Source organism: Pseudomonas sp. LBUM1679, assembly GCF_059695565.1.
In genome coordinates, this window is sequence record NZ_CP166774.1 from 1,254,832 (window position 1) to 1,278,482 (window position 23,651).

General features: G+C 60.3%; 22 protein-coding genes. 14 read left to right on the forward strand and 8 right to left on the reverse strand.

Annotated elements, in window-relative coordinates; all coding sequences use genetic code 11:
* Window positions 1–66: 66 nt before the first annotated feature.
* The 5 genes from ACA062_RS05720 to ACA062_RS05740 all read right to left on the reverse strand — a co-directional run bounded on the left by ACA062_RS05720 (window position 67) and on the right by ACA062_RS05740 (window position 5,069).
* Window positions 67–768 carry an ABC transporter ATP-binding protein gene (locus tag ACA062_RS05720; protein ID WP_064676186.1) on the reverse strand — a complete coding sequence of 234 codons (702 nt, stop codon included), beginning with the start codon at window positions 766–768 and terminating at the stop codon, window positions 67–69.
* The gene (gene livG / locus ACA062_RS05725) at window positions 769–1,536 is read right to left on the reverse strand and encodes a high-affinity branched-chain amino acid ABC transporter ATP-binding protein LivG (protein WP_497455562.1); all 768 of its coding nucleotides are present in this window, start codon (window positions 1,534–1,536) and stop codon (window positions 769–771) included. It lies immediately after the preceding gene.
* Complete coding sequence (locus ACA062_RS05730) at window positions 1,533–2,789, reverse strand: high-affinity branched-chain amino acid ABC transporter permease LivM (protein WP_497455563.1); 1,257 nt, start codon at window positions 2,787–2,789, stop codon at window positions 1,533–1,535. Before ACA062_RS05730 ends, livG begins: the two co-directional genes overlap by 4 nt.
* A complete protein-coding gene (gene livH, locus ACA062_RS05735) occupies window positions 2,786–3,709 on the reverse strand; it encodes a high-affinity branched-chain amino acid ABC transporter permease LivH (protein WP_497455564.1) in 924 nt (307 codons plus the stop codon). Before livH ends, ACA062_RS05730 begins: the two co-directional genes overlap by 4 nt.
* A gap of 232 nt (window positions 3,710–3,941) precedes the next feature.
* On the reverse strand, window positions 3,942–5,069 hold the full coding sequence (locus ACA062_RS05740) for a branched-chain amino acid ABC transporter substrate-binding protein (protein WP_497455565.1): 1,128 nt from the start codon (window positions 5,067–5,069) through the stop codon (window positions 3,942–3,944).
* Window positions 5,070–5,407: 338 nt separating this feature from the next.
* On the opposite strand from ACA062_RS05740, the gene ACA062_RS05745 reads away from it, so the two are divergent.
* From ACA062_RS05745 to ACA062_RS05755, 3 genes are all read left to right on the forward strand, one after another.
* Complete coding sequence (locus ACA062_RS05745; RefSeq protein ID WP_497455566.1) at window positions 5,408–5,713, forward strand: DUF2288 domain-containing protein; 306 nt, start codon at window positions 5,408–5,410, stop codon at window positions 5,711–5,713.
* A gap of 236 nt (window positions 5,714–5,949) precedes the next feature.
* Window positions 5,950–6,843, forward strand: a complete 894-nt coding sequence (locus ACA062_RS05750; protein ID WP_497455567.1) for an NAD(P)-dependent oxidoreductase — start codon at window positions 5,950–5,952, stop codon at window positions 6,841–6,843.
* Between the two features lie 180 nt (window positions 6,844–7,023).
* Window positions 7,024–8,373 carry a spinster family MFS transporter gene (locus ACA062_RS05755; protein WP_497455568.1) on the forward strand — a complete coding sequence of 450 codons (1,350 nt, stop codon included), beginning with the start codon at window positions 7,024–7,026 and terminating at the stop codon, window positions 8,371–8,373.
* Between the two features lie 197 nt (window positions 8,374–8,570).
* Here ACA062_RS05755 and rapA read toward each other — a convergent pair whose 3' ends face one another.
* Complete coding sequence (rapA, locus tag ACA062_RS05760; RefSeq protein ID WP_128871713.1) at window positions 8,571–11,417, reverse strand: RNA polymerase-associated protein RapA; 2,847 nt, start codon at window positions 11,415–11,417, stop codon at window positions 8,571–8,573.
* 218 nt (window positions 11,418–11,635) lie between these two features.
* On the opposite strand from rapA, the gene ACA062_RS05765 reads away from it, so the two are divergent.
* The 3 genes from ACA062_RS05765 (at window position 11,636) to ccoM (ending at window position 12,468) form a co-directional block, all read left to right on the forward strand.
* On the forward strand, window positions 11,636–11,977 hold the full coding sequence (locus tag ACA062_RS05765) for an aspartate-semialdehyde dehydrogenase (RefSeq protein WP_497455569.1): 342 nt from the start codon (window positions 11,636–11,638) through the stop codon (window positions 11,975–11,977).
* 72 nt (window positions 11,978–12,049) lie between these two features.
* Window positions 12,050–12,211, forward strand: coding sequence for a hypothetical protein (locus ACA062_RS05770; protein WP_497455570.1), 162 nt, complete (start codon window positions 12,050–12,052; stop codon window positions 12,209–12,211).
* 143 nt (window positions 12,212–12,354) lie between these two features.
* Window positions 12,355–12,468 carry a cytochrome c oxidase subunit CcoM gene (ccoM, locus tag ACA062_RS05775; protein WP_318183103.1) on the forward strand — a complete coding sequence of 38 codons (114 nt, stop codon included), beginning with the start codon at window positions 12,355–12,357 and terminating at the stop codon, window positions 12,466–12,468.
* 192 nt (window positions 12,469–12,660) lie between these two features.
* Here ccoM and ACA062_RS05780 read toward each other — a convergent pair whose 3' ends face one another.
* Together ACA062_RS05780 and ACA062_RS05785 are read right to left on the reverse strand one after the other, a co-directional pair.
* Window positions 12,661–14,136: an inorganic phosphate transporter gene (locus ACA062_RS05780; RefSeq protein WP_497455571.1), complete on the reverse strand. Its 1,476-nt coding sequence runs from the start codon at window positions 14,134–14,136 to the stop codon at window positions 12,661–12,663.
* Window positions 14,137–14,515: 379 nt separating this feature from the next.
* Window positions 14,516–14,716 carry a hypothetical protein gene (locus ACA062_RS05785; protein ID WP_007935837.1) on the reverse strand — a complete coding sequence of 67 codons (201 nt, stop codon included), beginning with the start codon at window positions 14,714–14,716 and terminating at the stop codon, window positions 14,516–14,518.
* 672 nt (window positions 14,717–15,388) lie between these two features.
* On the opposite strand from ACA062_RS05785, the gene pcaR reads away from it, so the two are divergent.
* From pcaR to ACA062_RS05825, 8 genes are all read left to right on the forward strand, one after another.
* The gene (pcaR, locus tag ACA062_RS05790) at window positions 15,389–16,231 is read left to right on the forward strand and encodes a pca regulon transcriptional regulator PcaR (RefSeq protein WP_497455572.1); all 843 of its coding nucleotides are present in this window, start codon (window positions 15,389–15,391) and stop codon (window positions 16,229–16,231) included.
* Window positions 16,232–16,359: 128 nt separating this feature from the next.
* Window positions 16,360–17,706, forward strand: coding sequence for a 4-hydroxybenzoate transporter PcaK (gene pcaK / locus ACA062_RS05795; protein WP_497455573.1), 1,347 nt, complete (start codon window positions 16,360–16,362; stop codon window positions 17,704–17,706).
* Between the two features lie 286 nt (window positions 17,707–17,992).
* A complete protein-coding gene (locus ACA062_RS05800; protein ID WP_074874180.1) occupies window positions 17,993–18,850 on the forward strand; it encodes a CoA transferase subunit A in 858 nt (285 codons plus the stop codon).
* Window positions 18,850–19,629 carry a CoA-transferase subunit beta gene (locus ACA062_RS05805; protein WP_497455574.1) on the forward strand — a complete coding sequence of 260 codons (780 nt, stop codon included), beginning with the start codon at window positions 18,850–18,852 and terminating at the stop codon, window positions 19,627–19,629. Before ACA062_RS05800 ends, ACA062_RS05805 begins: the two co-directional genes overlap by 1 nt.
* On the forward strand, window positions 19,626–20,831 hold the full coding sequence (pcaF, locus tag ACA062_RS05810; protein WP_497455575.1) for a 3-oxoadipyl-CoA thiolase: 1,206 nt from the start codon (window positions 19,626–19,628) through the stop codon (window positions 20,829–20,831). Before ACA062_RS05805 ends, pcaF begins: the two co-directional genes overlap by 4 nt.
* Window positions 20,832–20,868: 37 nt before the next feature.
* Window positions 20,869–21,573 carry a protocatechuate 3,4-dioxygenase subunit beta gene (gene pcaH, locus ACA062_RS05815; protein ID WP_497455576.1) on the forward strand — a complete coding sequence of 235 codons (705 nt, stop codon included), beginning with the start codon at window positions 20,869–20,871 and terminating at the stop codon, window positions 21,571–21,573.
* Between the two features lies 1 nt (window position 21,574).
* Window positions 21,575–22,141 carry a protocatechuate 3,4-dioxygenase subunit alpha gene (gene pcaG / locus ACA062_RS05820; RefSeq protein WP_497455577.1) on the forward strand — a complete coding sequence of 189 codons (567 nt, stop codon included), beginning with the start codon at window positions 21,575–21,577 and terminating at the stop codon, window positions 22,139–22,141.
* Between the two features lie 194 nt (window positions 22,142–22,335).
* Complete coding sequence (locus tag ACA062_RS05825; protein WP_497455578.1) at window positions 22,336–23,640, forward strand: MFS family transporter; 1,305 nt, start codon at window positions 22,336–22,338, stop codon at window positions 23,638–23,640.
* The last annotated feature ends 11 nt before the right edge of the window (window positions 23,641–23,651 follow it).

Consider the following 23,651-nt stretch of genomic DNA (forward strand, 5'->3'; position numbering starts at 1 on the left):
TGTCGGGAATGGGGCGGGCATAAAAAAAACGGCCCGAAGGCCGTTTTTTTTGGTTACCGCAAAGGCTCAACCACCCAGGTACGCTTCGCGCACTTTAGGATCGGTCAGCAGCGCTTCACCGGTGCCTTGCATCACCACCCGACCGTTCTCCAGAACGTATGCGCGGTCGGCGATTTTCAGAGCCTGGTTGGCGTTCTGCTCCACCAGGAACACCGTCACGCCATCCTTGCGCAGCTGTTCGATGATGTCGAAGATCTGCTGGATGATGATCGGCGCCAGACCCAGCGAAGGCTCGTCGAGCAGCAGCAGTTTGGGCTTGCTCATCAGCGCCCGGCCGATGGCGAGCATTTGCTGTTCGCCGCCGGACATGGTGCCGCCGCGTTGGGCGAAGCGCTCTTTCAGGCGTGGGAAAAGTCCGAGGACCTTGTCCATCTGTTCCTGATAATCGCCCTTGTCGGTGAAGAACCCGCCCATGGCGAGGTTTTCTTCCACGGTCAGACGGGCAAACACCCGACGACCTTCCGGAACCACGGCGATGCTCTTGCGCATGATCTGCGCCGAGGTCTGCCCCACGAGCTCTTCGCCCATGTAACGGATGCTGCCGCTGTGGGCCTGGGGCGAACCGCAGAGCGTCATCAGCAGGGTGGATTTGCCCGCGCCGTTGGCGCCGATCAGCGTCACGATTTCGCCCTGACGGATTTCCACGTTGACGCTGTGCAAGGCCTGGATCTTGCCGTAGAAGGTGGAAACGTTTTCGAATTGCAGCATTTACGCTTCCCCCAGGTAGGCTTTGATCACTTCAGGATTGTCGCGGATCTGTTCCGGCGTGCCGTCGGCCAGGGGAGTGCCCTGGTTGATCACGACGATGTGGTCGGAAATGCTCATGACCAGTTTCATGTCGTGTTCGATCAGCAGCACGGTGACGTTGTGCTCTTCACGCAGCATGCTGATCAGCGCCTTCAGGTCTTCGGTTTCCTTCGGGTTCAGGCCGGCGGCCGGTTCGTCGAGCATGAGGATCCGCGGGCGGGTCATCATGCAGCGAGCGATTTCCAGACGACGTTGCTGACCGTAGGCCAGGGTGCCGGCCGGACGGTTGGCGAACGCCTTGAGGTTGACCTTTTCCAGCCAGTACTCGGCGAACTCCATGGCTTCGCGTTCGCTCTTGCGAAACCCTGGCGTCTTGAACAGGCCCGCCAGGAAGTTGGTGTTCAGGTGACGGTGCTGGGCGATCAAGAGGTTCTCGACCGCGGTCATGTCCTTGAACAGCCGCACGTTCTGGAAGGTGCGCACCACGCCTTTGAGGGCGATCTTGTGGCCGGGCAGGCCTTCGATGGGCTCGCCGTCCAGCAGGATGCTGCCGCCGCTCGGTTTATAGAAACCGGTCAGGCAGTTAAACACGGTGGTCTTGCCGGCGCCGTTGGGGCCGATCAGTGCCACCACCTGTTTTTCCTTCACGGTCAGGGCCACGCCATTGACCGCCAGCAAGCCGCCGAAGCGCATGCTCAGATTTTCGACTTTCAGGATCTCGCGGCTCATTTGTGCAGCTCCATGTGTGGACGTTGCATGGGCAGCAGGCCTTGAGGACGCCAGATCATCATCAGCACCATCAAGGCGCCGAACATCAACATGCGGTACTCACTGAACTCACGCATCATTTCAGGCAACAGGATCATCACCACGGCGGCCAGGATCACGCCCAGCTGCGAGCCCATGCCACCCAATACCACGATGGCGAGAATGATCGCCGACTCGATGAAGGTGAAGGACTCCGGCGTTACCAGGCCCTGGCGCGCAGCGAAGAAGCTGCCGGCGAAACCGGCGAAGCTGGCACCGAGGGTGAAGGCCGACAACTTGATGACCGTAGGATTGAGACCCAGCGCACGGCAGGCGATTTCATCTTCACGCAACGCTTCCCAGGCGCGACCCAGCGGCATGCGCAGCAGGCGGTTGATGACGAACAGCGCCGCCAGCGCGAGGAACAACGCAACCAGGTACAGGAAAATCACCTTGTTGATCGAGTTGTAGGCCAGGCCGAAGTACTCGTGGAAGGTCTGCATCCCTTCAGCCGCTTTACGCTCGAAGGTCAGGCCGAAGAACGTTGGCTTTTCGATGTTGCTGATGCCGTTCGGACCTCCGGTGAGGCCGGTCAGGTTACGCAGGAACAGACGGATGATTTCACCGAAGCCAAGGGTCACGATCGCCAGGTAGTCACCGCGCAGGCGCAATACAGGGAAACCGAGCAGGAAGCCGAAGGTGGCCGCCATCAGGCCGGCGATCGGCAGGCAGATCCAGAAGCTCAGGCCGTAGTAGTGCGACAGCAACGCATAACTGTAGGCGCCGACCGCGTAGAAGCCCACGTAACCCAGGTCGAGCAGACCGGCCAGGCCGACCACGATGTTCAGGCCGAGGCCGAGCATCACGTAGATCAGCACCAGGGTGGCGATATCCACCGCTCCGCGAGAGCCGAAGAACGGCCAGACCAGGGCGCCGGCGATCAACGCGATGATGAACCAGCGCTGGGTGGTCGGCAGGGTCAGGAAGTTACTGGCCTTGGCCGGAATCATCGGCATGCTTGGCGAGGAGCGCCAGGCCGAGCTGATCTGCTGGTCGAACAACACCCGCAGGAACATCAATACCGAGCACACGGCGATGGTGATCAATGTGGCGTCACTGGTGCCATGGACTTCGAGGTTGATGCCGACGATGGTCAGTTTCAGACCGAGTACCGGGTAGGCGACAGCCCACACCAGCAAGGCGCTGAACAACGCCTGTTTAAGATTCCTAGTCATACTTTCTCAACCTCCGGACGGCCCAGCAGGCCGGTTGGCCGGAACAACAACACCAGAACCAGCAGGCCGAACGCGACGACGTCCTTGTACTGGTCGCCGAAGATATCGGCACCGAAAGCTTCCGCCACCCCCAGCACGATCCCGCCGAGCATGGCGCCGGGGATGCTGCCGATCCCGCCCAGTACCGCGGCGGTGAAGGCCTTGAGGCCGACCAGGAAACCGGCGTTCGGGTTGATCACGCCGTATTGCATGCTCAACAGCACGGCCGCGATGGCCGCCAGCGCGGCACCGATGACGAAGGTCAGGGCGATGATGTTGTTGGTGTTGATGCCCAGGAGGTTGGCCATCTTGATGTCTTCGGCACAGGCGCGGCAGGCGCGACCCAGGCGAGAGCGGGAGATGAACAGCGTCAGGCCGAGCATGGCGACAAAAGTCACCACGAACACCACGATTTGCATGTAGGAAATCAGCACTTCTTGTGCGCCACCTGGCCCGATGGAGAAGTTGCCGGGGATCAGGTTGGGGATGGATTTGTCCTTGGAGTCTTGCGCCAGCAGAACCGTGTTCTGCAGGAAGATCGACATGCCGATGGCGGAAATCAGCGGGATCAGACGGTTGCTGCCGCGCAGAGGGCGGTAGGCGATCCGTTCGATGCTGTAGCCATAGGCACTGGTCACGACGATGGTCGCGATGAAAGCGGCGGTCATCAACAGCGGAACACTGTCGAGTCCCATCATGGCCAGCCCGGCGATGGCGATGAACGCCACGTACGAACCGATCATGTACACCTCGCCGTGGGCGAAGTTGATCATTCCAATGATGCCGTAAACCATCGTATAGCCGATGGCGATCAGGGCATACGTGCTGCCAATGGTCAGACCATTAACCAGCTGTTGGAAAAAGTGATAGATGTCAGGCATTACAGCGCTCCTAAAAACCTGATACGCATTTCACTGGTGGAGTCATTTTCCCCCTCGAGCCCCATGGATCTGCACCCACTTCGAATTCGAGATTGGCCAGCGAACCGCTGATGACGGTTTTGAGATTTTCAGGTGGGGAGACTGGCGGATCACGCCAGCGCGGCCCAATACATTCGTAAAACAAAGCCCACGGCACGCCGTGGGCTTTGTTGGCAGTCAGTCAGGCAACGCCTTACTGAGGCTTGGCTTCAGTTTTTGGTTTGCCGAAGTGCCACTCGTAAACCACGAATTTGAAGTCTTTCAGGTCGCCCTTGTCGTCGAAGCTCAGGTCGCCGGTCGGCGTCTTGAAGGTGCCTTTGTGGATGGCTTCAGCCACTTTGGCAGTGTCTTCGGACTTGGCAGTCTTGATGGCTTCGGCAATCACGGTCACAGCGGAGTAGGACGGGAACACGAACGGACCGCTCGGGTCTTCCTTCTTGGCTTTGAACGCATCAGCCAGGGCGATGTTGGCCGGATCCTGGTCGAAGGATTTCGGCAGGGTCACCAGCAGGCCTTCGGAAGCGTCCTTGGCAATCTGCGAAATCGAGTCGTTACCCACGCCTTCCGGACCCATGAACTTGGCTTTCAGGCCTTTTTCACTGGATTGACGCAGGATCAGGCCCAGCTCCGGGTGGTAGCCGCCGTAGTAGACGAAGTCGACGTTGGCTTGCTTGAGCTTGGAGATCATCGACGAGAAGTCTTTGTCGCCAGCGTTGATGCCTTCGAACACGGCAACCTTGACGTTTTTGCCTTCCAGGGTTTTTTTCACGGCGGTGGCGATGCCTTCACCGTATTGCTGTTTGTCATGCAGAACAGCAACGATTTTCGGTTTTACGAAGTCGGCAATGTAGTTACCGGCGGCAGGGCCTTGGGCGCTGTCCAGACCGATGGTGCGGAACACCATTTTGTAACCACGGGAAGTGATGTCCGGGCTGGTGGCAGCCGGGGTGATCATGATCACGCCTTCGTCTTCGTAAATGTCCGAAGCCGGTTGAGTGGAGCTGGAGCACAGGTGACCCACCACGAACTTGACGCCGTCGTTGACGACTTTGTTCGCGACCGCTACCGCTTGTTTTGGATCACAGGCGTCATCGTATTCAACGGCTACGAGTTTCTTGCCGTCTACGCCGCCTTTGGCGTTGATCTGTTCGATGGCCATTTTGGCGCCACTGAACTGCATGTCGCCGTATTGGGCTACAGGGCCGGTTTTAGGGCCGGCGATGCCGATCTTGATGGTGTCGGCTGCGAACGAATGGCTGGCCACCCCGGCCAGAACCATAGCGGCAAACAGTTTGGAAATCTGCTTAGTAGCCTTAGTCATAGTGCTCCACTCTTACTGTTGTAGTTTTTATAGTCCTGGCGCCGTAGCAGCAGAACCGGGTCAGATATCTTCGATATCCTCCGGAAATGCCCCCGGCAACTGTACCGGTACAGTGTAGAGCGCCGATTGTCAGCCTGGGAAGCTGGCGCCAGGGGGCAAAACCTGAGGGTGTCGCTTAATTGAAAGAAAAAGACAGAATCGCGGCGGGGTTATAGCTGAAGTATCAGCAATCCTTGGCTTTCCTGCTGTTTTCGATCGGTCACTCAATTGCATCCGGGTTTTTCTGCCAGACCACCGACGTTATGATGACGACGACGATTTCTTTTCCGGACAGACCCATGACTCAAGAACCTAGCACCCTCTATGCCAAGCTGCTTGGTGAAACCGCATCTATTACCTGGAAGGAGCTGGAGCCGTTCTTCGCCAAGGGTGCCCTGTTATGGGTCGATCCTGGCCTGGATCTGATCGCTGCTGCCGAGGCCGTGGCCACGGATGAAGGTGAGAAAGTGGCTGCCTGGCTGGCCGCCGACCAGCTCGGCAAGCTGTCTGAAACGCGGGCGCTGGATCTTTTCGAACGCGATCCCGAGCTGTGGGCAGTGGTCGTTTCGCCGTGGATTCTGATCCAGGAAAGGGCGACGAGCTGATGGTGTGCACATTGTTGGTGCACTGCTTCGCCGGATAAAAGTGTGTAGGTGAGTAGCGTGATGGCATGTTGCCGTGAAGAAAGGCCACAGAAGGGTCTTGGCCAGGGTGACGTGCGCGTAACGGGAACAGTTTATTGCGCTGCCTTGTGGTTGTTTAATTGTTTCTGATTGTGAGCAATGCAGTGGGTTTTGTGGCCAGTATTCGACGACTTTAATCAACAGAGAGAGGCTAAAGGATGGCAGCGCTACCGCCGCTTGGATTTGCCGGGATTGGCCTGATGGGCTTGCCCCTGTGTCGGCGCCTGTTGGCGGCGGGTTATCCGCTGACCGTGTGGAATCGCAATCCAGCCAAGTGCGCGCCCCTGGTCGAGGCCGGCGCGCGACAAGTCGCCACCCCTGCCGAGTTGTGCCAGCACGCGGACGTAGTGATGTTATGCCTGGCGGATACTTCAGTGGTACGCGAGGTGGTTTTTGGCGCGGCGGGAGTGGCGCAAGGTGCGAAAAGCGGCCAACTGCTGGTGGATTTTTCCAGCCTGGAACCTGCCGCGACGCGCGAAATGGCGGCAACGCTGATCAGCCAGACCGGCATGAGCTGGCTGGATGCCCCGGTGTCCGGTGGCGTGGTCGGCGCGGAGGCCGGCAGCCTGGCGATCATGGTCGGCGGCGAAGCGACGGATCTGGAGCGAGTCCGGCCGTTACTGCTGTGCCTCGGTCAGCGCGTGACCCACATGGGCGCCGTCGGGGCAGGGCAGGTGACCAAGGCCTGCAATCAGATGATCGTCGCCTGCAATGCGCTGGTGATCGCCGAAGTGGTGGCGTTGGCCGAGCGTTCCGGCGTCGATACCCGCCTGATCGCCGAGGCCCTGGCCGGCGGTTTCGCCGACTCCAGGCCGTTGCAGATACTCGCGCCGCAAATGGCCGAGAGTCGTTTCGAACCGGTCAAATGGCACGTTCGCACGCTACTCAAGGACCTCGACGCCGCCGTGCAGTTTTCCCGTGAACAGGGCTCGGCCACGCCCATCAGCGGCTTGGCCGCACAACTGATGCGCCTGCATGGGGGCCAGGGCTTTCTGGAAAAGGACCCGTCAACGCTGGTGCAGCTGTACCGCGAGCCAGACTCGGAGGCCTGACCGCTGCTGCGATTTCGGAATGAGCGTCAGTGCCTTCAGTAATAACTCGTTGCATGGGCCGCGCCTGCTGCCATGGGCAGGTATCAGCTTTACGAATAATTACAGACAGCTCCAGCGGGCCTGACTAGATTGCAGGCTCCGGGACAGTGATGTCCCAATAACAATAAAAGAGACGGACCCATGCAGAACTCGACCCAAGCGGCGAATGCCTGGCGCATTCTGTTCCTGCTGTTCCTGGCCAACCTGTTCAACTTTTTCGACCGCACCATCCCGGCCATCATCATCGAGCCGATCCGCATGGAGTGGCACCTCAGCGACTTTCAGCTGGGGATCATCGGCACTGCATTCACCATCGTCTACGCCATCGCCGGCCTGCCGTTGGGGCGGATGGCCGATACCGGTTCGCGCAGCAAACTGATGGGCTGGGGCCTGGCGGCGTGGAGCGGGCTGACAGCCGTCAACGGGCTGGTGGGCAGCTTCTGGAGTTTCCTGATCGTGCGCATGGGCATCGGCATCGGCGAAGCCAGTTATGCGCCAGCGGCCAACTCGCTGATCGGCGACCTGTTCCCGGCCCACCGCCGTGCGCGAGCGATGGGCATTTTCATGCTCGGCCTGCCGTTGGGCTTATTGCTCGCGTTCTTCACCATTGGCTGGATGGTCAAGGCGTTCGACAGCTGGCGTGCGCCGTTCTTCATCGCGGCGGTGCCAGGGCTGATCCTGGCGGTCTTCATGTTCTTCATCAAGGAGCCCAAACGCGGCGCAGCGGAAAGCGTGCAGGTTTCGCAGGAGCGTGTGGACCGGCCAATCCGTCGCATACTGGCGGTACCGACCTTCCTGTGGCTGGTGATGGCGGGGCTGTGCTTCAACTTCGCGACCTACGCCTGTAACTCGTTCCTGGTGCCGATGTTGCAGCGCTATTTCCTGATGCCGCTGCAGGAAGCAGCGGTGGCGGCCGGAGTGATCGTCGGCGTCACCGGCTTGTTCGGCCTGACGCTGGGCGGCTGGGTCGCCGACAAGATCCACCAGCGCATCGCCAATGGTCGCCTGCTGTTTGCGGCCTTCAGCCTGATCATCTCGACGGTGTGCACGGCCTGGGCCCTGCATTCGGGGCGGATCGAGATCGGGGTGTTTGTGGCGGTGTTCAGTCTGGGCTGGTTGTTTGCCTATAACTTCTACACCTGCGTATACACGGCCATTCAGGACGTGGTCGAACCGCGCCTGCGGGCGACGGCCATGGCCCTGTTCTTTGCCGGGTTGTATTTACTCGGTGGTGGGTTGGGGCCGGTGGTGGTGGGGGCTCTGTCCGATCACTTTGCCCATACCGCCATGCTGTCGGCCGGTGCCGAACAGATGACCGAGGCGTTCAAGGCGGTGGGCTTGCATGACGCGATGTACCTGATTCCGGTGGCGCTGTTCTTCACCATGGTGTTTCTGGTTTTGGCTTCGCGGTGTTTTGTGCGTGATGCCAAGCGGATGAAGGATGGATTGGTGGGGGTGGTTGAGCCTGGGGTTGCTGCGGCGACCGCCTGATCGCCATCGTCGGATCGCCGCCCGGGGCAAGCCCGCTCCCACAGGTTCAGTGGCGTTCATGGATTCTGTGCTCGACACGGACACTGTGGGAGCGGGCTTGCCCGCGAAGAGGTCATCAGCAACTCCGTAACAATCAAGCAGGCAAAAAAAGGCCCGCATCGCTGCGGGCCTTCTTTTTTAGCGGTGGAGCAGGGGGCTTAACCCGCCACCAACACCCGAATCGCTTCCAGTCGCAGCGCCGCCTTGTCCAGCATGGCCAACCCTTGCTCGCGCTGTTTGCGCAGGGCAATCAGTTCGCTGTCGCGCACGGTCGGGTTGACCGCTTGCAGCGCGGTCAGGCGCGCCAGTTCTTCGTCGGTATCGGCGGCCAGGCGTCGCTGTGCTTCGGCAACGCGCTCGGCGTGACGCGGGAAGATCTTCTCTTCGCCGGCGTTGATCCGTGGCGTCAGCTGATCGCGCTGGGCCTGGATGAACTTGTTGGCGCTGGCGCGAGGCACGCTTTCCAGCTGGTCGTTCAGGGTCTCGAACGAGACCCGGGCCGACAGGTCGTTGCCATTGGCATCGAGCAGGCAGCGCAGGGCGGCTGGCGGCAGGTAACGGCCCAGTTGCAACGAGCGCGGGGCAACCACTTCGCTGACATAAAGCAGTTCCAGCAACACGGTGCCAGGCTTGAGCGCCTTGTTCTTGATCAATGCCACAGCGGTGTTGCCCATGGAGCCGGACAGCACCAGGTCCATGCCGCCCTGAACCATCGGGTGTTCCCAGGTGATGAACTGCATGTCTTCGCGAGACAGCGCCTGGTTGCGGTCGTAGGTGATGGTGACGCCTTCGTCGTCGCCCAGGGGGAAGCTGGCGTCGAGCATTTTTTCGCTCGGCTTGAGGATCAGGGCGTTTTCCGAGTGGTCTTCGCTGTCGATACCGAAGGCGTCGAACAGGGTTTCCATATAGATCGGCAGGGTGAACTGATCATCTTGCTCGAGGATGTCCTCGACCAGCGCATCACCTTCGCCGGCGCCGCCGGAGTTGAGCTCCAGCAAGCGGTCACGGCCGGTGTGCAGCTCGGCTTCCAGGCGCTCACGCTCGGCGCGGGCTTCGTCGATCAGTGCTTGCCACTCGCCATCGTCGGCATTTTCCAGCAGCGGCAGCAGGCGTGGGCCGAACTGGTGCTGCAAGGCGTTGCCGGTCGGGCAGGTGTTCAGGAAGGCGTTCAGTGCTTCGTGATACCACTGGAACAGCCGCTCTTGCGGGCTGGTTTCCAGGTACGGCACGTGCACTTCGATGATGTGCTTCTGGCCGATCCGGTCCAGACGACCGATACGCTGTTCCAGCAAGTCCGGGTGGGACGGCAGGTCGAACAGTACCAAATGGTGCGAGAACTGGAAGTTGCGACCTTCACTGCCGATTTCCGAGCAGATCAGCACTTGCGCGCCAAATTCTTCGTCGGCGAAGTAGGCGGCGGCGCGGTCACGTTCGAGGATGTTCATGCCTTCATGGAACACTGTGGCCGGGATGCCGGAACGCACGCGCAGGGCGTCTTCCAGGTCCATGGCGGTTTCGGCGTGGGCGCAGATCACCAGCACTTTGGTGCGTTTGAGCATCTTCAGGGTGTCGATCAGCCATTCGACGCGCGGGTCGAATTTCCACCAGCGTTCTTCTTCGTTGGCGTCCGGCAGGGCCTGGAAGCTGACTTCCGGATACAGCTCGGCGTGATCGCCCAGCGGCAGTTCGAGGTATTCGTCCGGGCAGGGCAGCGGATACGGGTGCAGCTTGCGTTCCGGGAAACCCTGCACGGCGGCGCGGGTGTTGCGGAACAGCACGCGGCCGGTACCGTGGCGGTCCAGCAGTTCGCGGACCAGGCGGGCGGCGGCTTCGGTGTCGCCATCGTTGACCGCGGTCAGCAGGGCCTCGCCCTCATTGCCGAGGAAGCCGTGGATGGTCTTGTGCGCTTCAGGCGACAGGCGCCCTTTGTCCAGCAGTTCCTGAACGGCCTCGGCCACCGGGCGATAGTTTTCGCTCTCGGCGCGGAAGGCCTGCAGGTCATGGAAACGGTTCGGGTCGAGCAGGCGCAGACGGGCAAAGTGGCTGTCCTGGCCCAGTTGTTCCGGGGTTGCGGTCAGCAGCAATACGCCCGGGATCGTTTCAGCAAGCTGCTCGACCAGGGTGTACTCGGGGCTGGCCTTGTCTTCGTGCCACACCAGGTGGTGGGCTTCGTCGACCACCATCAGGTCCCAGCCGGCGGCGAACAGCGCGTCCTGGGCCTTCTCGTCTTCCACCAGCCACTCGAGTGCAACCAGCGCGAGCTGGGTGTCTTCGAACGGGTTGGAGGCATCGCTTTCGATGAAGCGTTCTTCGTCGAACAGCGCGACTTGCAGGTTGAAGCGGCGGCGCATCTCCACCAGCCACTGGTGCTGCAGGTTTTCCGGCACCAGGATCAGCACGCGGTTGGCGCGACCCGAGAGCAATTGGCGATGGATCACCAGGCCGGCTTCGATGGTCTTGCCCAGGCCCACTTCATCCGCCAGCAGTACCCGCGGCGCAATGCGGTCGGCGACTTCACGGGCGATGTGCAACTGGTGCGCGATCGGTTGCGCACGCACGCCGCCCAGGCCCCACAGCGCAGACTGCAATTGGCGGCTGGTGTGTTCCAGGGTGTGATAACGCAGGGAGAACCAGGGCAGCGGGTCGATTTGCCCGGCAAACAGGCGGTCACTGGCCAGGCGGAACTGGATGAAGTTCGACAGTTGGGTTTCCGGCAGGGTGACGACTTCGTTCTGTGCATTGAGGCCGTGGTAGACCAGCAGGCCATCGACGTCGTCGACTTCCTGTACGGTCAGTTTCCAGCCTTCGAAGTGAGTGATCGAATCGCCCGGCGAAAACCGCACGCGAGTGAGCGGCGCATTCCGTAGCGCGTACTGGCGAGTGTCGCCAGTGGCCGGATAGAGCACGGTCAACAAGCGGCCGTCCTGTGCCAGAACGGTGCCCAAACCCAGCTCGGCTTCGCTGTCACTGATCCAGCGTTGCCCCGGTTGATACTGCTGCGCCATGCTGCCTGACTCCCACCTTGAAAAAGCGGGCTATCTTAACGGAATGAGGGCTTCAGGGCCAAAGGACTCTCATAAAACTCACGGTATTTACCTTAGACTACCCAGACGAGGGGGGCAGGCCGGGGCACCTATTCGTGCCAACCGGGTCACAGTTTGCGACCGATGGCTCAAGTCGCCATCTGCGCAGCCGACAGCCTGCTGACAGGAGACTCATCATTATGCTGCCACCGATGCTCCCCTTGAGTGCGGTTCCGATCACCTCACAGCTCGACCCGGTCCGCCCGCGTCCGGATATCCCGCCTGTGGTGGCGGTGCAGGAAAGCTCCAGCGAAAGCACGATCGACCTGCAGCAACACGATCCGCAAGAGGCGGCCTTTCAATTGCGCGAGGAACAACGTCGCAAGCAGGAGCGGGAAAAGCGTCGTCGTGAAGCTGATGAAAGCGTCGAAGTCCACCTGGCGATTCCCGGCACCGAGCTCAACGCCGACAACACCGTGCCGGTCGTGCCGCTGATTGAAGGCGAGCCGCGTCAGGGTTTGTGGGTTGATATCAAGATTTGAGGTGATGGTTGTTCAGGGTTGCCTTCACACCGCATTATGATGACAAACCTGCCAAGCGATGTACTGAGCCCCATGAGCCAAGACGACAAGCTGATCGACCTCGACACTGAACGCGCCAAGCGGGTTCATGACCTCAACGAAAAACGCCTGAACGAAGTGCGTCAGGCATTTGAACAGGCCATGCCGTTGGGTAAAGCGAAGAAAAAGCCGAAAAACAAACCGAAAAAGCGTTGATGTCCCCTGCATCGGTTGATGCAGGTCAATTTCCCCCCGCCTTTACGCCCAGTCTCGGGCGACATTGATCCCGGTCAATTTTCTCTTCTGCCTGATTGGTTACCTTAGCCCCATCGCAACAGGGCAACTGCAGGAGAGCCGTCATGTTTCTCGACAACGTGGTGATTGCCGGAGTGCTGACCGTCGGCCTCATGGTTCTGTTTTTCGCAGGGTTTGGATTTTTTATCTGGAAGGACTCGCATAAGCGCAAGCCGTAGGTCTTTGTGGATGTAATGAGCACGCAAGGCATTTTGGGCGACTTCGGTCGCCTTTTTTTTTGCCCGCAAATATCCGACTGACAATAAAGCCCCATCTGTGTAGGAGCGGTGGGAACCGGTTCGGCATGAATACATCGGCAATAAAAAAGGCGCGAACCTCACGGGACGCGCCTTTTTTGTGCCGCTGGTGTATCAGCTGCCGAGTACCTTGGAAGCCAGCCAGAACAAGCCGGCCGACAGCGCCACCGTTGCCGGCAGGGTCAGGACCCAAGCCAGCAGGATGGTTCTGACGGTGCCGCCTTGCAGGCCGCTTTTATTGGCGACCATGGTGCCCGCCACGCCCGAGGACAGGACGTGGGTGGTGGACACCGGCAGGCTGAAGATGTTGGCCATGCCGATCAGGCTCGCGGTAGTGATCTGTGCCGACATGCCTTGGGAGTAGGTCATGCCCTGCTTGCCGATCTTCTCGCCGATGGTCAATACCACGCGTTTCCAGCCAACCATAGTGCCCAGGCCGAGGGCCAGGGCAACCGCCAGAATCACCCAGAACGGCGCGTATTCGGTGGTGGTGGTCAGGTCTTTGCGCAACTTGTCCAGGTCAGCCTTTTCGCGGGCAGCGAGGCCAGGCAACTTGCCGACTTTCTTCGCGGTGTCGTCAAGGCACAGCAGGTAGCGACGCACTTCGATACGGCTTTCCGCCGGCAGCGAGTGGTAGTCGGCTACACCCTTGAGGGTGCCGAGCAGGGCGGTGATGGTCGGTTCGGTCTGTTGCGGATTGCAACGGAATTTCTCCGGCAGATCGCCTTCCACGCTTTTGCCCAGGGCCAGGTATTCACCCAGCGTATCGGCATTGCGCTTGTAGAACTGGCTCAGGTGCAAGGTCGCGTCGCGAGTCCGTTCAATCTGGTAAGTCGTGCTGCCCAGGTCGAGTACGAACTGCGCCGGGACGATACCGATCAGTACCAGCATGATCAGACCGATACCTTTCTGGCCATCGTTGGAACCGTGCACGAAGCTCACGGCCATGGCCGAGATCACCAGTACCAGGCGGTTCCAGAACGGCGGGTGTTTCTTGTCGTCGATCTTGCGGCGCTGTTCCGGGGTCTTGTGCATCTTCGACAGCGGACGCCACCATTTAAGGCCGATCAATATCAGGGCGGCGACCAGGAAGCCGGCCATCGGCGAGAACACCAGGGAGGCGCCGATGTCGATCGCTTTCTGCCAGTTCACGCCATCGGCCAACGGAATGTCGTTGATCAAGGCATTGGCCAGGCCGACACCGAGAATCGAACCGATCAGCGTGTGGGAACTGGAAGCCGGGATGCCGAAATACCAGGTGCCGAGGTTCCAGGTAATGGCGGCGGCAAGCAACGAGAACACCATGGCCAGCCCGTGACCGGTGTTCACATTGATCAACAGCTCTACCGGCAACAGGTGGACGATGGCGTAGGCCACGCCGACCCCGCCCAGCAGTACGCCGAGAAAGTTGAACACACCGGAAAAGAACACCGCCAGATGAGGCGGCATGGCTTTGGTGTAGATAACAGTGGCCACCGCGTTAGCGGTGTCATGAAAGCCGTTGATGAACTCGAAGGCGAGGACAAAGGCCAGGGCGAGCAAGAGGCTCACAAGCACCCAAGCATCCAGTCCGCTGAATAAATCGATCATGAAGGTTTTCTGACCCGGTCGTAAGGGGGCGCGATTATGCCAGAAAAGACCGGAAATCGATGCACTTGCTGCTCATCGGTAACATTCTTCAACGAATTAAATTGTAAAAATACCTTAGGCCCCCGTGTTTTGCCGGGTTTTACAAGTCATTGAATTGCTTTGGAAAGCCCACAGGCACAAGGCTTTCTCTCGTAGGACCGAGAGACTTCAACGCTTGTGTGAAATTTCTGTAAAGAGGGCCAGACATAAGCCATTTACCTCATCCGGTGGGTGAGGCAGCCGCTGCCCGCGGATAACGGGCGCGAAAAGGCAACATCTATACACCGCGCTTGTAACGGGTGCAGACACCAGGCCCTTGAAAGGAATCCGGCCGAGACTGTCACGGCTCTTCGGCTTTGAGTTCCTTTTCCATTTTCTGCAGTTCTTGAGTGAATGCCTGATCCTGAACGGTGGCGCGTTTACGCCAAGGCTTGCGTTCCGGTTCTGGCTGAGCGGCGTAGGTGGTGACTTCCCCGCCGTATACTTCCTTGTAGCGTTGTTCCTGGCGCTCAAGTTCCGCGCGCAGTTCGTCTTTTGTCACGGTAGTACCTGATTGAGATGAGATTAATTCTGGTGAAACGCGCTGCATTGAACCTATTGGTCGCGCTCGCCGAAAAGACCAAACCCGCGAAGGCTTCGTTGCTGGGCATTTGCGATCAATACTTCCATGTTGCAGGCGGCCACGGCACCAGAGACAAATAGCTGACGTAGCATCAGATTCCTGTTCCAGCGAGCGCCAGGTCGTAGCCTATGAATGAGCGTCTGGCGCTTGCTGCGGGCAGCAGCGATGGGACATCGCGCTACCGGGTGGTGAACTCGGTAAGTAAAACCCCGTGCACCACTGAATTGTATTATAGCGGTCGATTCGAAGAACACTATCGCCAACGCGTTAAAAGTGGTTCTCCATATGTGATTGTTTTGTTGTTCGCAACTTCAGGGCCAACTAGAACGCCCACCTACAGCGGTGTCTTTCTGGCGCCATTAAGTCGGTCAAGTAAGGACAATTACATTTACCCTCTTATGCCTATTCCGCGCAAGGGTGAATCGTCGAGGGAAGATGCAAATCCGCTGAGCTATCATCGGGGGCAGGGGCCATCGATTGCGATTATCGGCTGTGCGTTCGATAATCGCCCAGTGTTGGCCGCCATGGCTTGTGCAGGACGCCGGGAGCCGATTGTAATAATCGCTGATCCGTGTGGGAAAAGGACCTGATATGAACGATCAAATGCGCAATGCCTTCGCCTCCGTGGCGCCGCCAATCGTTGCGTCGCCGGCCAAGCGGATCCAGGCCATGACCGGTGACCCTGATTTCATGACGTCCCTGGCCCGTGGCCTGGCCGTGGTGCAAGCGTTTCAGGAGCGCAAACGGCACCTGACCATCGCTCAGATCAGCCATCGCACGGAAATTCCCCGCGCCGCTGTGCGACGTTGCCTGCACACCCTGATCAAGCTCGGCTACGCCACCACTGACGGTCGCACCTATTCGCTGCTGCCCAAAGTGCTGACCCTCGGTCATGCCTATGTGTCCTCGACACCGTTGGCAGTGTCCGCCCAGCCCTATCTGGACCGCATGAGCGAGCAACTTCACGAGGCCTGCAACATGGCCACGCTGGAAGGCGATGACATCCTGTATATCGCCCGCTCCGCCACCACTCAACGGCTGATTTCCGTTGATTTGTCGGTGGGCGGACGCCTGCCGGCCTATTGCACGTCCATGGGCAGGATTCTGCTTGCCGCGCTGGATGACACTTCGTTGCGCGAGTACCTCGATCATGCGGAGTTGCAGGCCAAGACCAGTCGTACCTTGCATACCCCCGAAGCGTTGCTCGAATGCCTGCAAGCAGTGCGGCAGCAAGGTTGGTGCATCGTCGATCAAGAACTCGAGCAGGGCCTGCGCTCGATTGCCGTTCCGGTATACGACGCGTCCGGGCAAGTCGTGGCGGCCTTGAATGTCAGTACTCACGCCGGCCGGGTCAGCCGCAATGAGCTGGAACAACGTTTCCTGCCGGGGCTGCTGAGCGCCAGCCGTGATCTTAGTGCGCAGCTTTTCGCCTAAGCTGTTCGATAATCGCACAGAGTCGCGTTTGTCGAATTGACGCTCTTTCACCAGGATCACTAATGTCGCGGCAGCGCCAGCCTTGGCTGGTTCCCTGTCCGACTGCGTTCTTGCGTGGAATAAGAATAATGAATCAACCCCAGTCTGCTGTAGGCAACTGCCTCGACGTGCAGTCCTTCATCAATGCCCAACCCATTTCGCGCTACCAGTGGCGAGTGGTGATCCTGTGTTTCCTGATTGTCTTCCTCGATGGCCTCGATACGGCGGCCATGGGTTTCATCGCGCCGGCCCTGTCCCAGGATTGGGGGATCGACCGCGCCAGCCTCGGCCCGGTGATGAGTGCCGCGTTGATCGGCATGGTCTTCGGTGCGCTGGGCTCCGGTCCATTGGCTGACCGCTTCGGGCGAAAAGTCGTACTGGTGGGCGCGGTGCTGGTGTTCGGCGCCTTCAGTCTGGCATCGGCTTACAGCACCAACGTCGATCAATTGTTGGTGCTGCGTTTCCTCACCGGCCTGGGGCTTGGCGCCGGGATGCCGAATGCCACGACCCTGCTGTCGGAATACACGCCGGAGCGCAAGAAGTCCCTGCTGGTGACCAGCATGTTCTGTGGCTTCAACCTCGGCATGGCCGGTGGTGGATTCATCTCGGCGAAACTGATTCCGACGTTCGGCTGGCACAGCCTGCTGCTGATCGGCGGGATTCTGCCGCTGATCCTGGCGGTGGTTTTGCTGTTCTGGTTGCCGGAATCGGCGCGTTACCTGGTCGTGCGCAATCGCGGTACGGAAAAAGTGCGCCAGACCCTGGCGCCGATCGACCCGACGGTCGTTGCCCAGGCTTCAAGCTTCAGCGTGCCGGAACAGAAATCCGTGAAGGCCCGCAACGTATTCGCGGTGATCTTCTCCGGCACCTACAGCGCCGGCACCTTGTTGCTGTGGCTGACCTATTTCATGGGCCTGGTGATCGTTTACCTGTTGACCAGTTGGCTACCGACGCTGATGCGTGACAGCGGTGCGAGCATGGAGCAGGCGGCCTTTATCGGGGCGCTGTTCCAGTTCGGTGGCGTGCTGAGCGCGGTGGGGGTGGGCTGGGCCATGGATCGGTTCAATCCGCACAAGGTCATCGGCATTTTCTACCTGCTGGCCGGGGTATTTGCCTACGCGGTAGGGCAGAGCCTGGGCAACATCACGTTACTGGCGACCCTGGTGCTGGTAGCCGGGATGTGCGTGAACGGCGCGCAATCGGCGATGCCATCGCTGGCGGCACGGTTTTATCCCACTCAGGGTCGCGCAACCGGCGTGTCGTGGATGCTCGGGATTGGCCGCTTCGGCGCGATTCTCGGTGCGTGGATGGGCGCAACGTTGCTGGGCCTGGGCTGGAATTTCGAGCAGGTGCTGACGGCGCTGGTGATTCCGGCGGCAGTGGCGACGACGGCGGTGGTGATCAAGGGCATGGTCAGTCATGCGGATGCGACCTGATCAGGCTTTGAAATAGCGCTGTCCCAAAAAAATCGTCCGAACGCGGCCCGAGCCTTCGGCAGCTCCTACATTGGAATGCGTACACCTGTAGGAGCTGCCGAAGGCTGCGATCTTTTGCAGGCAACACAGAACGGTAGGCAGACAACAATCTGTGCGATAAACGAACACTCAGTCGATTATCGGATTGTTTGACAAATTTCAGGGGCTTACTCTTCAGTCATTCCGGCGCTGCGCATCGCGCCTTTTTCTACCACTGTCGGTTCATAACAAAACGGGAGCCTGCCCCATGGCTGAAATCCTTTCGCTGCACGACGCGGTGAAGCAATTCGTCAACGACGGCGATACCGTCGCACTCGAAGGCTTCACCCACCTGATCCCTACCGCGGCGGGTCATGAAATCATTCGCCAGGGCAAGAAAGACCTGACCCTGGTGCGGATGACCCCTGACTTGATCTACGATCAGTTGATCGGTGCCGGGTGTGCTCGCAAGCTGATCTTCTCCTGGGGCGGTAACCCGGGTGTCGGTTCTCTGCACCGTCTGCGCGATGCAGTCGAGAAGCAGTGGCCGCACGCGCTGGAAATCGAAGAACACAGTCACGCCGACCTGGCCAATGCCTACGTCGCTGGCGCTTCCGGGCTGCCGTTCGCTGTGCTGCGCGCCTACGCCGGCTCCGACCTGCCGAAGGTCAACCCGCTGATCAAGACCGTCACCTGCCCATTCACGGGCGAAGTGCTGGCAGCCGTACCGTCGGTACGTCCGGACATCACCGTGATTCATGCGCAGAAGGCCGACCGCAAAGGCAACGTGCTGCTGTGGGGCATCCTCGGCGTGCAAAAAGAAGCCGCGCTGGCGGCCAAGCGTTGCATCGTGACCGTCGAAGAAATCGTTGACGACCTCAATGCACCGATGAACGCTTGCGTACTGCCGACCTGGGCCTTGAGCGCGGTCTGCCACGTCCCTGGCGGCGCACATCCGTCCTACGCTCACGGTTACAACGAGCGCGACAACCGTTTCTACCAGGCTTGGGACCCGATTGCCCGCGACCGTGAAACCTTCACCGCGTGGATCAACGAGTATATCCATGGCTGCGCTGACTTCAGCGAATTCCAGGCCAAGCTGGCCGCTGCTTCGGAGGCGAAGTAATGACTTACACCACCAATGAAATGATGACCGTCGCCGCCGCCCGCCGTTTGAAGAACGGTTCGGTGTGTTTCGTCGGCATCGGCTTGCCGTCGAAAGCTGCCAACCTGGCACGTCTGACGTCCTCTCCGGATGTAGTCCTTATCTACGAATCGGGTCCGATCGGTGCCAAGCCGAGCGTACTGCCGCTGTCGATCGGTGACGGTGAGCTGGCGGAAACCGCCGACACCGTGGTCCCGACGGGTGAGATTTTTCGCTACTGGCTGCAGGGCGGGCGCATTGACGTCGGTTTCCTCGGCGCTGCGCAAGTCGACCGCTTCGGAAACATCAACACCACCGTGGTCGGCGACTACCACGCGCCGAAAGTCCGTCTGCCGGGTGCCGGTGGCGCGCCGGAGATCGCCGGTTCCGCCAAGAGCGTGTTGATCATCCTCAAGCAGTCGGCGCGTTCCTTTGTCGACAAGCTCGACTTCATCACCTCGGTCGGTCATGGCGAGGGCGGTGATTCACGCAAGCGTCTCGGTCTGCCGGGCGCCGGTCCGGTCGGCATCATTACCGACCTGTGCATCATGGAGCCGGAAGCCGGCACCCATGAATTCGTGGTCACCGCGCTGCACCCAGGCGTGACCCGCGAGCGAGTGACCGCTGCCACGGGTTGGCCGATTCGTTTTGCCGAACACGTTGAAAACACCGCCGAGCCGACCGACGTCGAGCTCAAGGCACTGCGCGATCTGGAAGCCCGCACTGCCGCGGCCCATGGCCAAGCACCTGGAGAAGCGTGATGCGTGACGTTTATATCTGCGACGCAATTCGTACCCCCATCGGCCGTTTCGGCGGTGGCCTGTCGGCGGTTCGCGCCGACGATCTCGCTGCCGTGCCGATCAAGGCGCTGATGGAACGCAACCCATCGGTGGACTGGAACGCGGTGGACGAGGTGTTCCTCGGTTGCGCCAACCAGGCCGGTGAAGACAACCGCAACGTGGCACGCATGGCGTTGCTGCTGGCGGGCCTGCCGGAAACCATTCCGGGCGTGACCCTCAACCGCCTCTGCGCCTCGGGCATGGATGCCATCGGCACCGCATTCCGGGCCATTGCCAGCGGCGAGATGGAGCTGGCGATTGCCGGTGGCGTCGAATCGATGTCCCGCGCACCGTTCGTGATGGGCAAGGCCGATGCGGCGTTCTCGCGCAACATGAAGCTAGAAGACACCACCATCGGCTGGCGTTTCATCAACCCGTTGATGAAAGCCCAGTACGGCGTGGATGCGATGCCGCAGACCGCCGACAACGTCGCCGATGACTACGAAATTTCCCGCGAGGATCAGGACGCTTTCGCCCTGCGCAGCCAACAACGGACCGCCGCCGCGCAGGCCGCAGGATTTTTCGCCGAAGAAATCGTCGAAGTACGCATTACCCACAAGAAGGGTGAAACGGTCGTCAGCCAGGACGAGCATCCTCGCGCCGACACCTCCCTGGAAACCCTGGCCAGGCTGAAACCGGTCAACGGTCCCGACAAAACCGTTACCGCAGGCAATGCCTCGGGTGTGAACGACGGTGCGGCCGCGTTGATCCTGGCGTCCGGCGACGCGGTGAAGAAACACGGCCTGACGGCCCGCGCCAAAGTATTGGGCATGTCCAGCGCCGGTGTCGCCCCTCGGGTCATGGGCATCGGCCCGGTCCCGGCGGTGCGCAAACTGACCGAACGCCTGGGCCTGGCTGTCAGCGATTTCGACGTGATCGAACTCAACGAGGCCTTCGCCAGCCAGGGTCTGGCGGTGTTGCGCGAACTGGGGCTGGCGGACGACGCGGCTCAGGTCAACCCGAACGGGGGCGCCATTGCCCTGGGCCATCCGTTGGGCATGAGCGGTGCGCGCCTGGTGCTGACCGCACTGCATCAGCTGGAAAAAACCGGCGGCAAGAAAGGCCTGGCAACCATGTGCGTCGGCGTCGGCCAGGGTCTGGCGTTGGCTATCGAACGCGTCTGACACCTCGCCTGGACTAATAAGAACTGAGGAATGCTCCATGACTGACAAGCCTGGTTACCGTCGCCCGCAGGCGGGCACTCAGCCGGACTACTTGCACCCGGCCTACCAATCCACCAATCGTCGCTCGCCGTCCAAGCCGCTGGTGTTTTTGCCTCACTCGCTGTCGGAAATTACCGGTCCGACCATCGGTGCCGAGCGCATCAACGAGAAGGACAACGACCTGACCGCTCAACACCAGGGCGAACCGCAGGGCGAGCGGATCATCATTCACGGCCGTGTGCTGGATGAAGACGGCTTGCCGGTGCCGGGGATTCTGGTGGAGATCTGGCAGGCCAACGCCGCCGGTCGCTACAACCATGATCGCGACCTGCACGATGCACCGCTGGACCCGAACTTCACCGGTACCGGCCGCACCGTGACCGACGCCGATGGCTGGTACCAGTTCCAGACCATCAAGCCCGGCGCCTATCCGTGGGGCAACCACCACAATGCGTGGCGTCCGGCGCACATCCATTTCTCGCTGTTCGGGCCGAGCATCCTGACGCGGCTGGTCACCCAGATGTATTTCCCGGGCGACCCGTTGCTGGCCTACGACCCGATCTACAACTGCGTACCGGATACGAGTGCCAAAGAGCGTCTGATCGCCAGTTTCGACCTGGAAAAGACCATTCCTTCCTACGCCCTCGGTTATCGCTGGGACATCGTCCTGCGCGGCCGCGAAGCCACGCCGATGGAGAAATAAGATGACGCTGAACGCGACCACGTCCCACACCGTCGGGCCGTACTATCACATTGGCCTGACCTGGCTGAACCGCGAAAACCTGACCGTCGAGCAAACCCTGGGTGAGCGCGTGGCGATCACCGGGCAGGTCATCGATGGCAACGGCGATGTCGTCAACGACGCCATGCTGGAAGTCTGGCAGGCCAACGCCGCCGGCAAGTACGACCATCCCGAAGACGATCAGGACAAACCCCTGGACCCGAACTTCGAAGGCTTTGGCCGCGTGCCGGTGGATGCCGAGGGGCGTTTCCGCTTCACCACGATCAAGCCGGGCACGGTGCAAGGCCTCAAAGGCACGACTCAGGCACCGCACCTGGTGGTGCTGGTGTTTGCCCGTGGGTTGGTGAAGCACTTGCTGACGCGGATCTACTTTGATGGCGAGCCGGCCAATGTGGCTGATTCGCTGCTTGAATGCGTGCCTGCCGAACGCCGCGATACCTTGCTGGCGAAGCAGGATGCTGCGGGTGTTTACCAGTGGAATGTGATTTTGCAGGGGACTGATGCGGAGACGGTGTTCTTCGATTATTGAGAGAACACCCCTTCACCTGTGGGAGCGGGCTTGCCCGCGATGACTGAGTCACATCCAGCATCAAGGGTGACTGACACACCGCCATCGCGGGCAAGCCCGCTCCCACAGGGGTTATGTGTTGCCAATGTTTCTGTGGAACGGGACTGTTGCAAAGTGTGTCTAGACTGTCACTGTCCCCAAAGAGTGAAAAACCAATGACAACCCCCACCGCTACTACAGCGCACTACACCGGTGAAGAGCGCAGCAAGCGAATCTTTGCGATTGTCGGCGCCTCCTCGGGCAATCTGGTCGAATGGTTCGACTTCTACGTCTACGCCTTTTGTGCGATCTATTTCGCGCCAGCGTTCTTTCCGTCCGACAACCCCACGGTGCAGCTTGTGAATACAGCGGGTGTATTCGCTGCCGGGTTCCTGATGCGGCCTATTGGCGGCTGGATCTTCGGCCGGGTCGCGGACAAGCACGGGCGCAAGAATTCGATGTTGATCTCGATTCTGATGATGTGCTTCGGTTCGTTGCTCATCGCTTGCCTGCCGACCTACAAGGACATCGGCGTCTGGGCGCCGATCATGCTGCTGTTCGCCCGCTTGCTGCAGGGCTTGTCGGTGGGCGGCGAGTACGGCACCACGGCGACCTACATGAGCGAAGTCGCCCTCAAGGGCCAGCGCGGTTTCTTCGCCTCGTTCCAGTACGTGACGCTGATCGGCGGGCAGTTGCTGGCGGTGTCGCTGGTGGTGATCCTGCAACAATTCCTCACCGAAGACGATCTGCGTGCCTACGGCTGGCGGATCCCGTTTGTGGTGGGTGCGGTGGCGGCGCTGATTTCGCTGTTCCTGCGTCGTTCGCTGAAGGAAACCACCAGCAAGGAAATGCGCGAAAACAAGGACGCCGGCAGCATCCGTGCCCTGTTCCGCGACCACAAGGCCGCGTTCATTACCGTGTTGGGTTACACCGCCGGTGGCTCGCTGATTTTCTACACCTTCACCACGTATATGCAGAAGTACCTGGTGAACACCGCCGGCATGCACGCCAAGACGGCCAGCTACATCATGACCGGCGCATTGTTCCTGTATATGTGCATGCAGCCGTTGTTCGGCATGCTCGCGGACAAGATCGGTCGTCGTAACTCGATGCTCTGGTTCGGCGCCCTCGGTACCTTGTGCACCGTGCCGATCCTGCTGAGCCTGAAAAGCGTCAGCAGTCCGTTCATGGCCTTTGTGCTGATTACCCTGGCGCTGGCGATCGTCAGTTTCTACACCTCCATCAGCGGCCTGGTGAAAGCCGAAATGTTCCCGCCGGAAGTGCGCGCGTTGGGCGTCGGCCTGGCGTATGCGGTGGCGAACGCGATCTTCGGCGGTTCGGCGGAGTATGTGGCCTTGAGCCTCAAAGCCGTGGGCATGGAGAACTCCTTCTACTGGTATGTGACGGTGATGATGGCGGTGGCATTCCTGTTCAGCCTGCGTTTGCCGAAGCAGGCGAAATATCTGCACCACGATCTTTGATCTTTACCCGT

Excerpts from the sequence above, each read along its gene's own strand:
- ccoM (WP_318183103.1), top strand. The coding sequence starts at position 12,355 with ATGTTTCTCGACAACGTGGTGATTGCCGGAGTGCTGACCGTCGGCCTC.
- ACA062_RS05765 (WP_497455569.1), top strand. The coding sequence starts at position 11,636 with ATGCTGCCACCGATGCTCCCCTTGAGTGCGGTTCCGATCACCTCACAG.
- ACA062_RS05720 (WP_064676186.1), bottom strand. The coding sequence starts at position 768 with ATGCTGCAATTCGAAAACGTTTCCACCTTCTACGGCAAGATCCAGGCC.
- pcaR (WP_497455572.1), top strand. The coding sequence starts at position 15,389 with ATGAACGATCAAATGCGCAATGCCTTCGCCTCCGTGGCGCCGCCAATC.
- ACA062_RS05740 (WP_497455565.1), bottom strand. The coding sequence starts at position 5,069 with ATGACTAAGGCTACTAAGCAGATTTCCAAACTGTTTGCCGCTATGGTT.
- ACA062_RS05780 (WP_497455571.1), bottom strand. The coding sequence starts at position 14,136 with ATGATCGATTTATTCAGCGGACTGGATGCTTGGGTGCTTGTGAGCCTC.
- ACA062_RS05755 (WP_497455568.1), top strand. The coding sequence starts at position 7,024 with ATGCAGAACTCGACCCAAGCGGCGAATGCCTGGCGCATTCTGTTCCTG.
- ACA062_RS05730 (WP_497455563.1), bottom strand. The coding sequence starts at position 2,789 with ATGACTAGGAATCTTAAACAGGCGTTGTTCAGCGCCTTGCTGGTGTGG.
- ACA062_RS05825 (WP_497455578.1), top strand. The coding sequence starts at position 22,336 with ATGACAACCCCCACCGCTACTACAGCGCACTACACCGGTGAAGAGCGC.
- rapA (WP_128871713.1), bottom strand. The coding sequence starts at position 11,417 with ATGGCGCAGCAGTATCAACCGGGGCAACGCTGGATCAGTGACAGCGAA.
- pcaG (WP_497455577.1), top strand. The coding sequence starts at position 21,575 with ATGACGCTGAACGCGACCACGTCCCACACCGTCGGGCCGTACTATCAC.
- pcaK (WP_497455573.1), top strand. The coding sequence starts at position 16,360 with ATGAATCAACCCCAGTCTGCTGTAGGCAACTGCCTCGACGTGCAGTCC.
- ACA062_RS05750 (WP_497455567.1), top strand. The coding sequence starts at position 5,950 with ATGGCAGCGCTACCGCCGCTTGGATTTGCCGGGATTGGCCTGATGGGC.
- ACA062_RS05745 (WP_497455566.1), top strand. The coding sequence starts at position 5,408 with ATGACTCAAGAACCTAGCACCCTCTATGCCAAGCTGCTTGGTGAAACC.
- livH (WP_497455564.1), bottom strand. The coding sequence starts at position 3,709 with ATGCCTGACATCTATCACTTTTTCCAACAGCTGGTTAATGGTCTGACC.
- ACA062_RS05800 (WP_074874180.1), top strand. The coding sequence starts at position 17,993 with ATGGCTGAAATCCTTTCGCTGCACGACGCGGTGAAGCAATTCGTCAAC.
- ACA062_RS05805 (WP_497455574.1), top strand. The coding sequence starts at position 18,850 with ATGACTTACACCACCAATGAAATGATGACCGTCGCCGCCGCCCGCCGT.
- pcaH (WP_497455576.1), top strand. The coding sequence starts at position 20,869 with ATGACTGACAAGCCTGGTTACCGTCGCCCGCAGGCGGGCACTCAGCCG.
- ACA062_RS05770 (WP_497455570.1), top strand. The coding sequence starts at position 12,050 with ATGAGCCAAGACGACAAGCTGATCGACCTCGACACTGAACGCGCCAAG.
- livG (WP_497455562.1), bottom strand. The coding sequence starts at position 1,536 with ATGAGCCGCGAGATCCTGAAAGTCGAAAATCTGAGCATGCGCTTCGGC.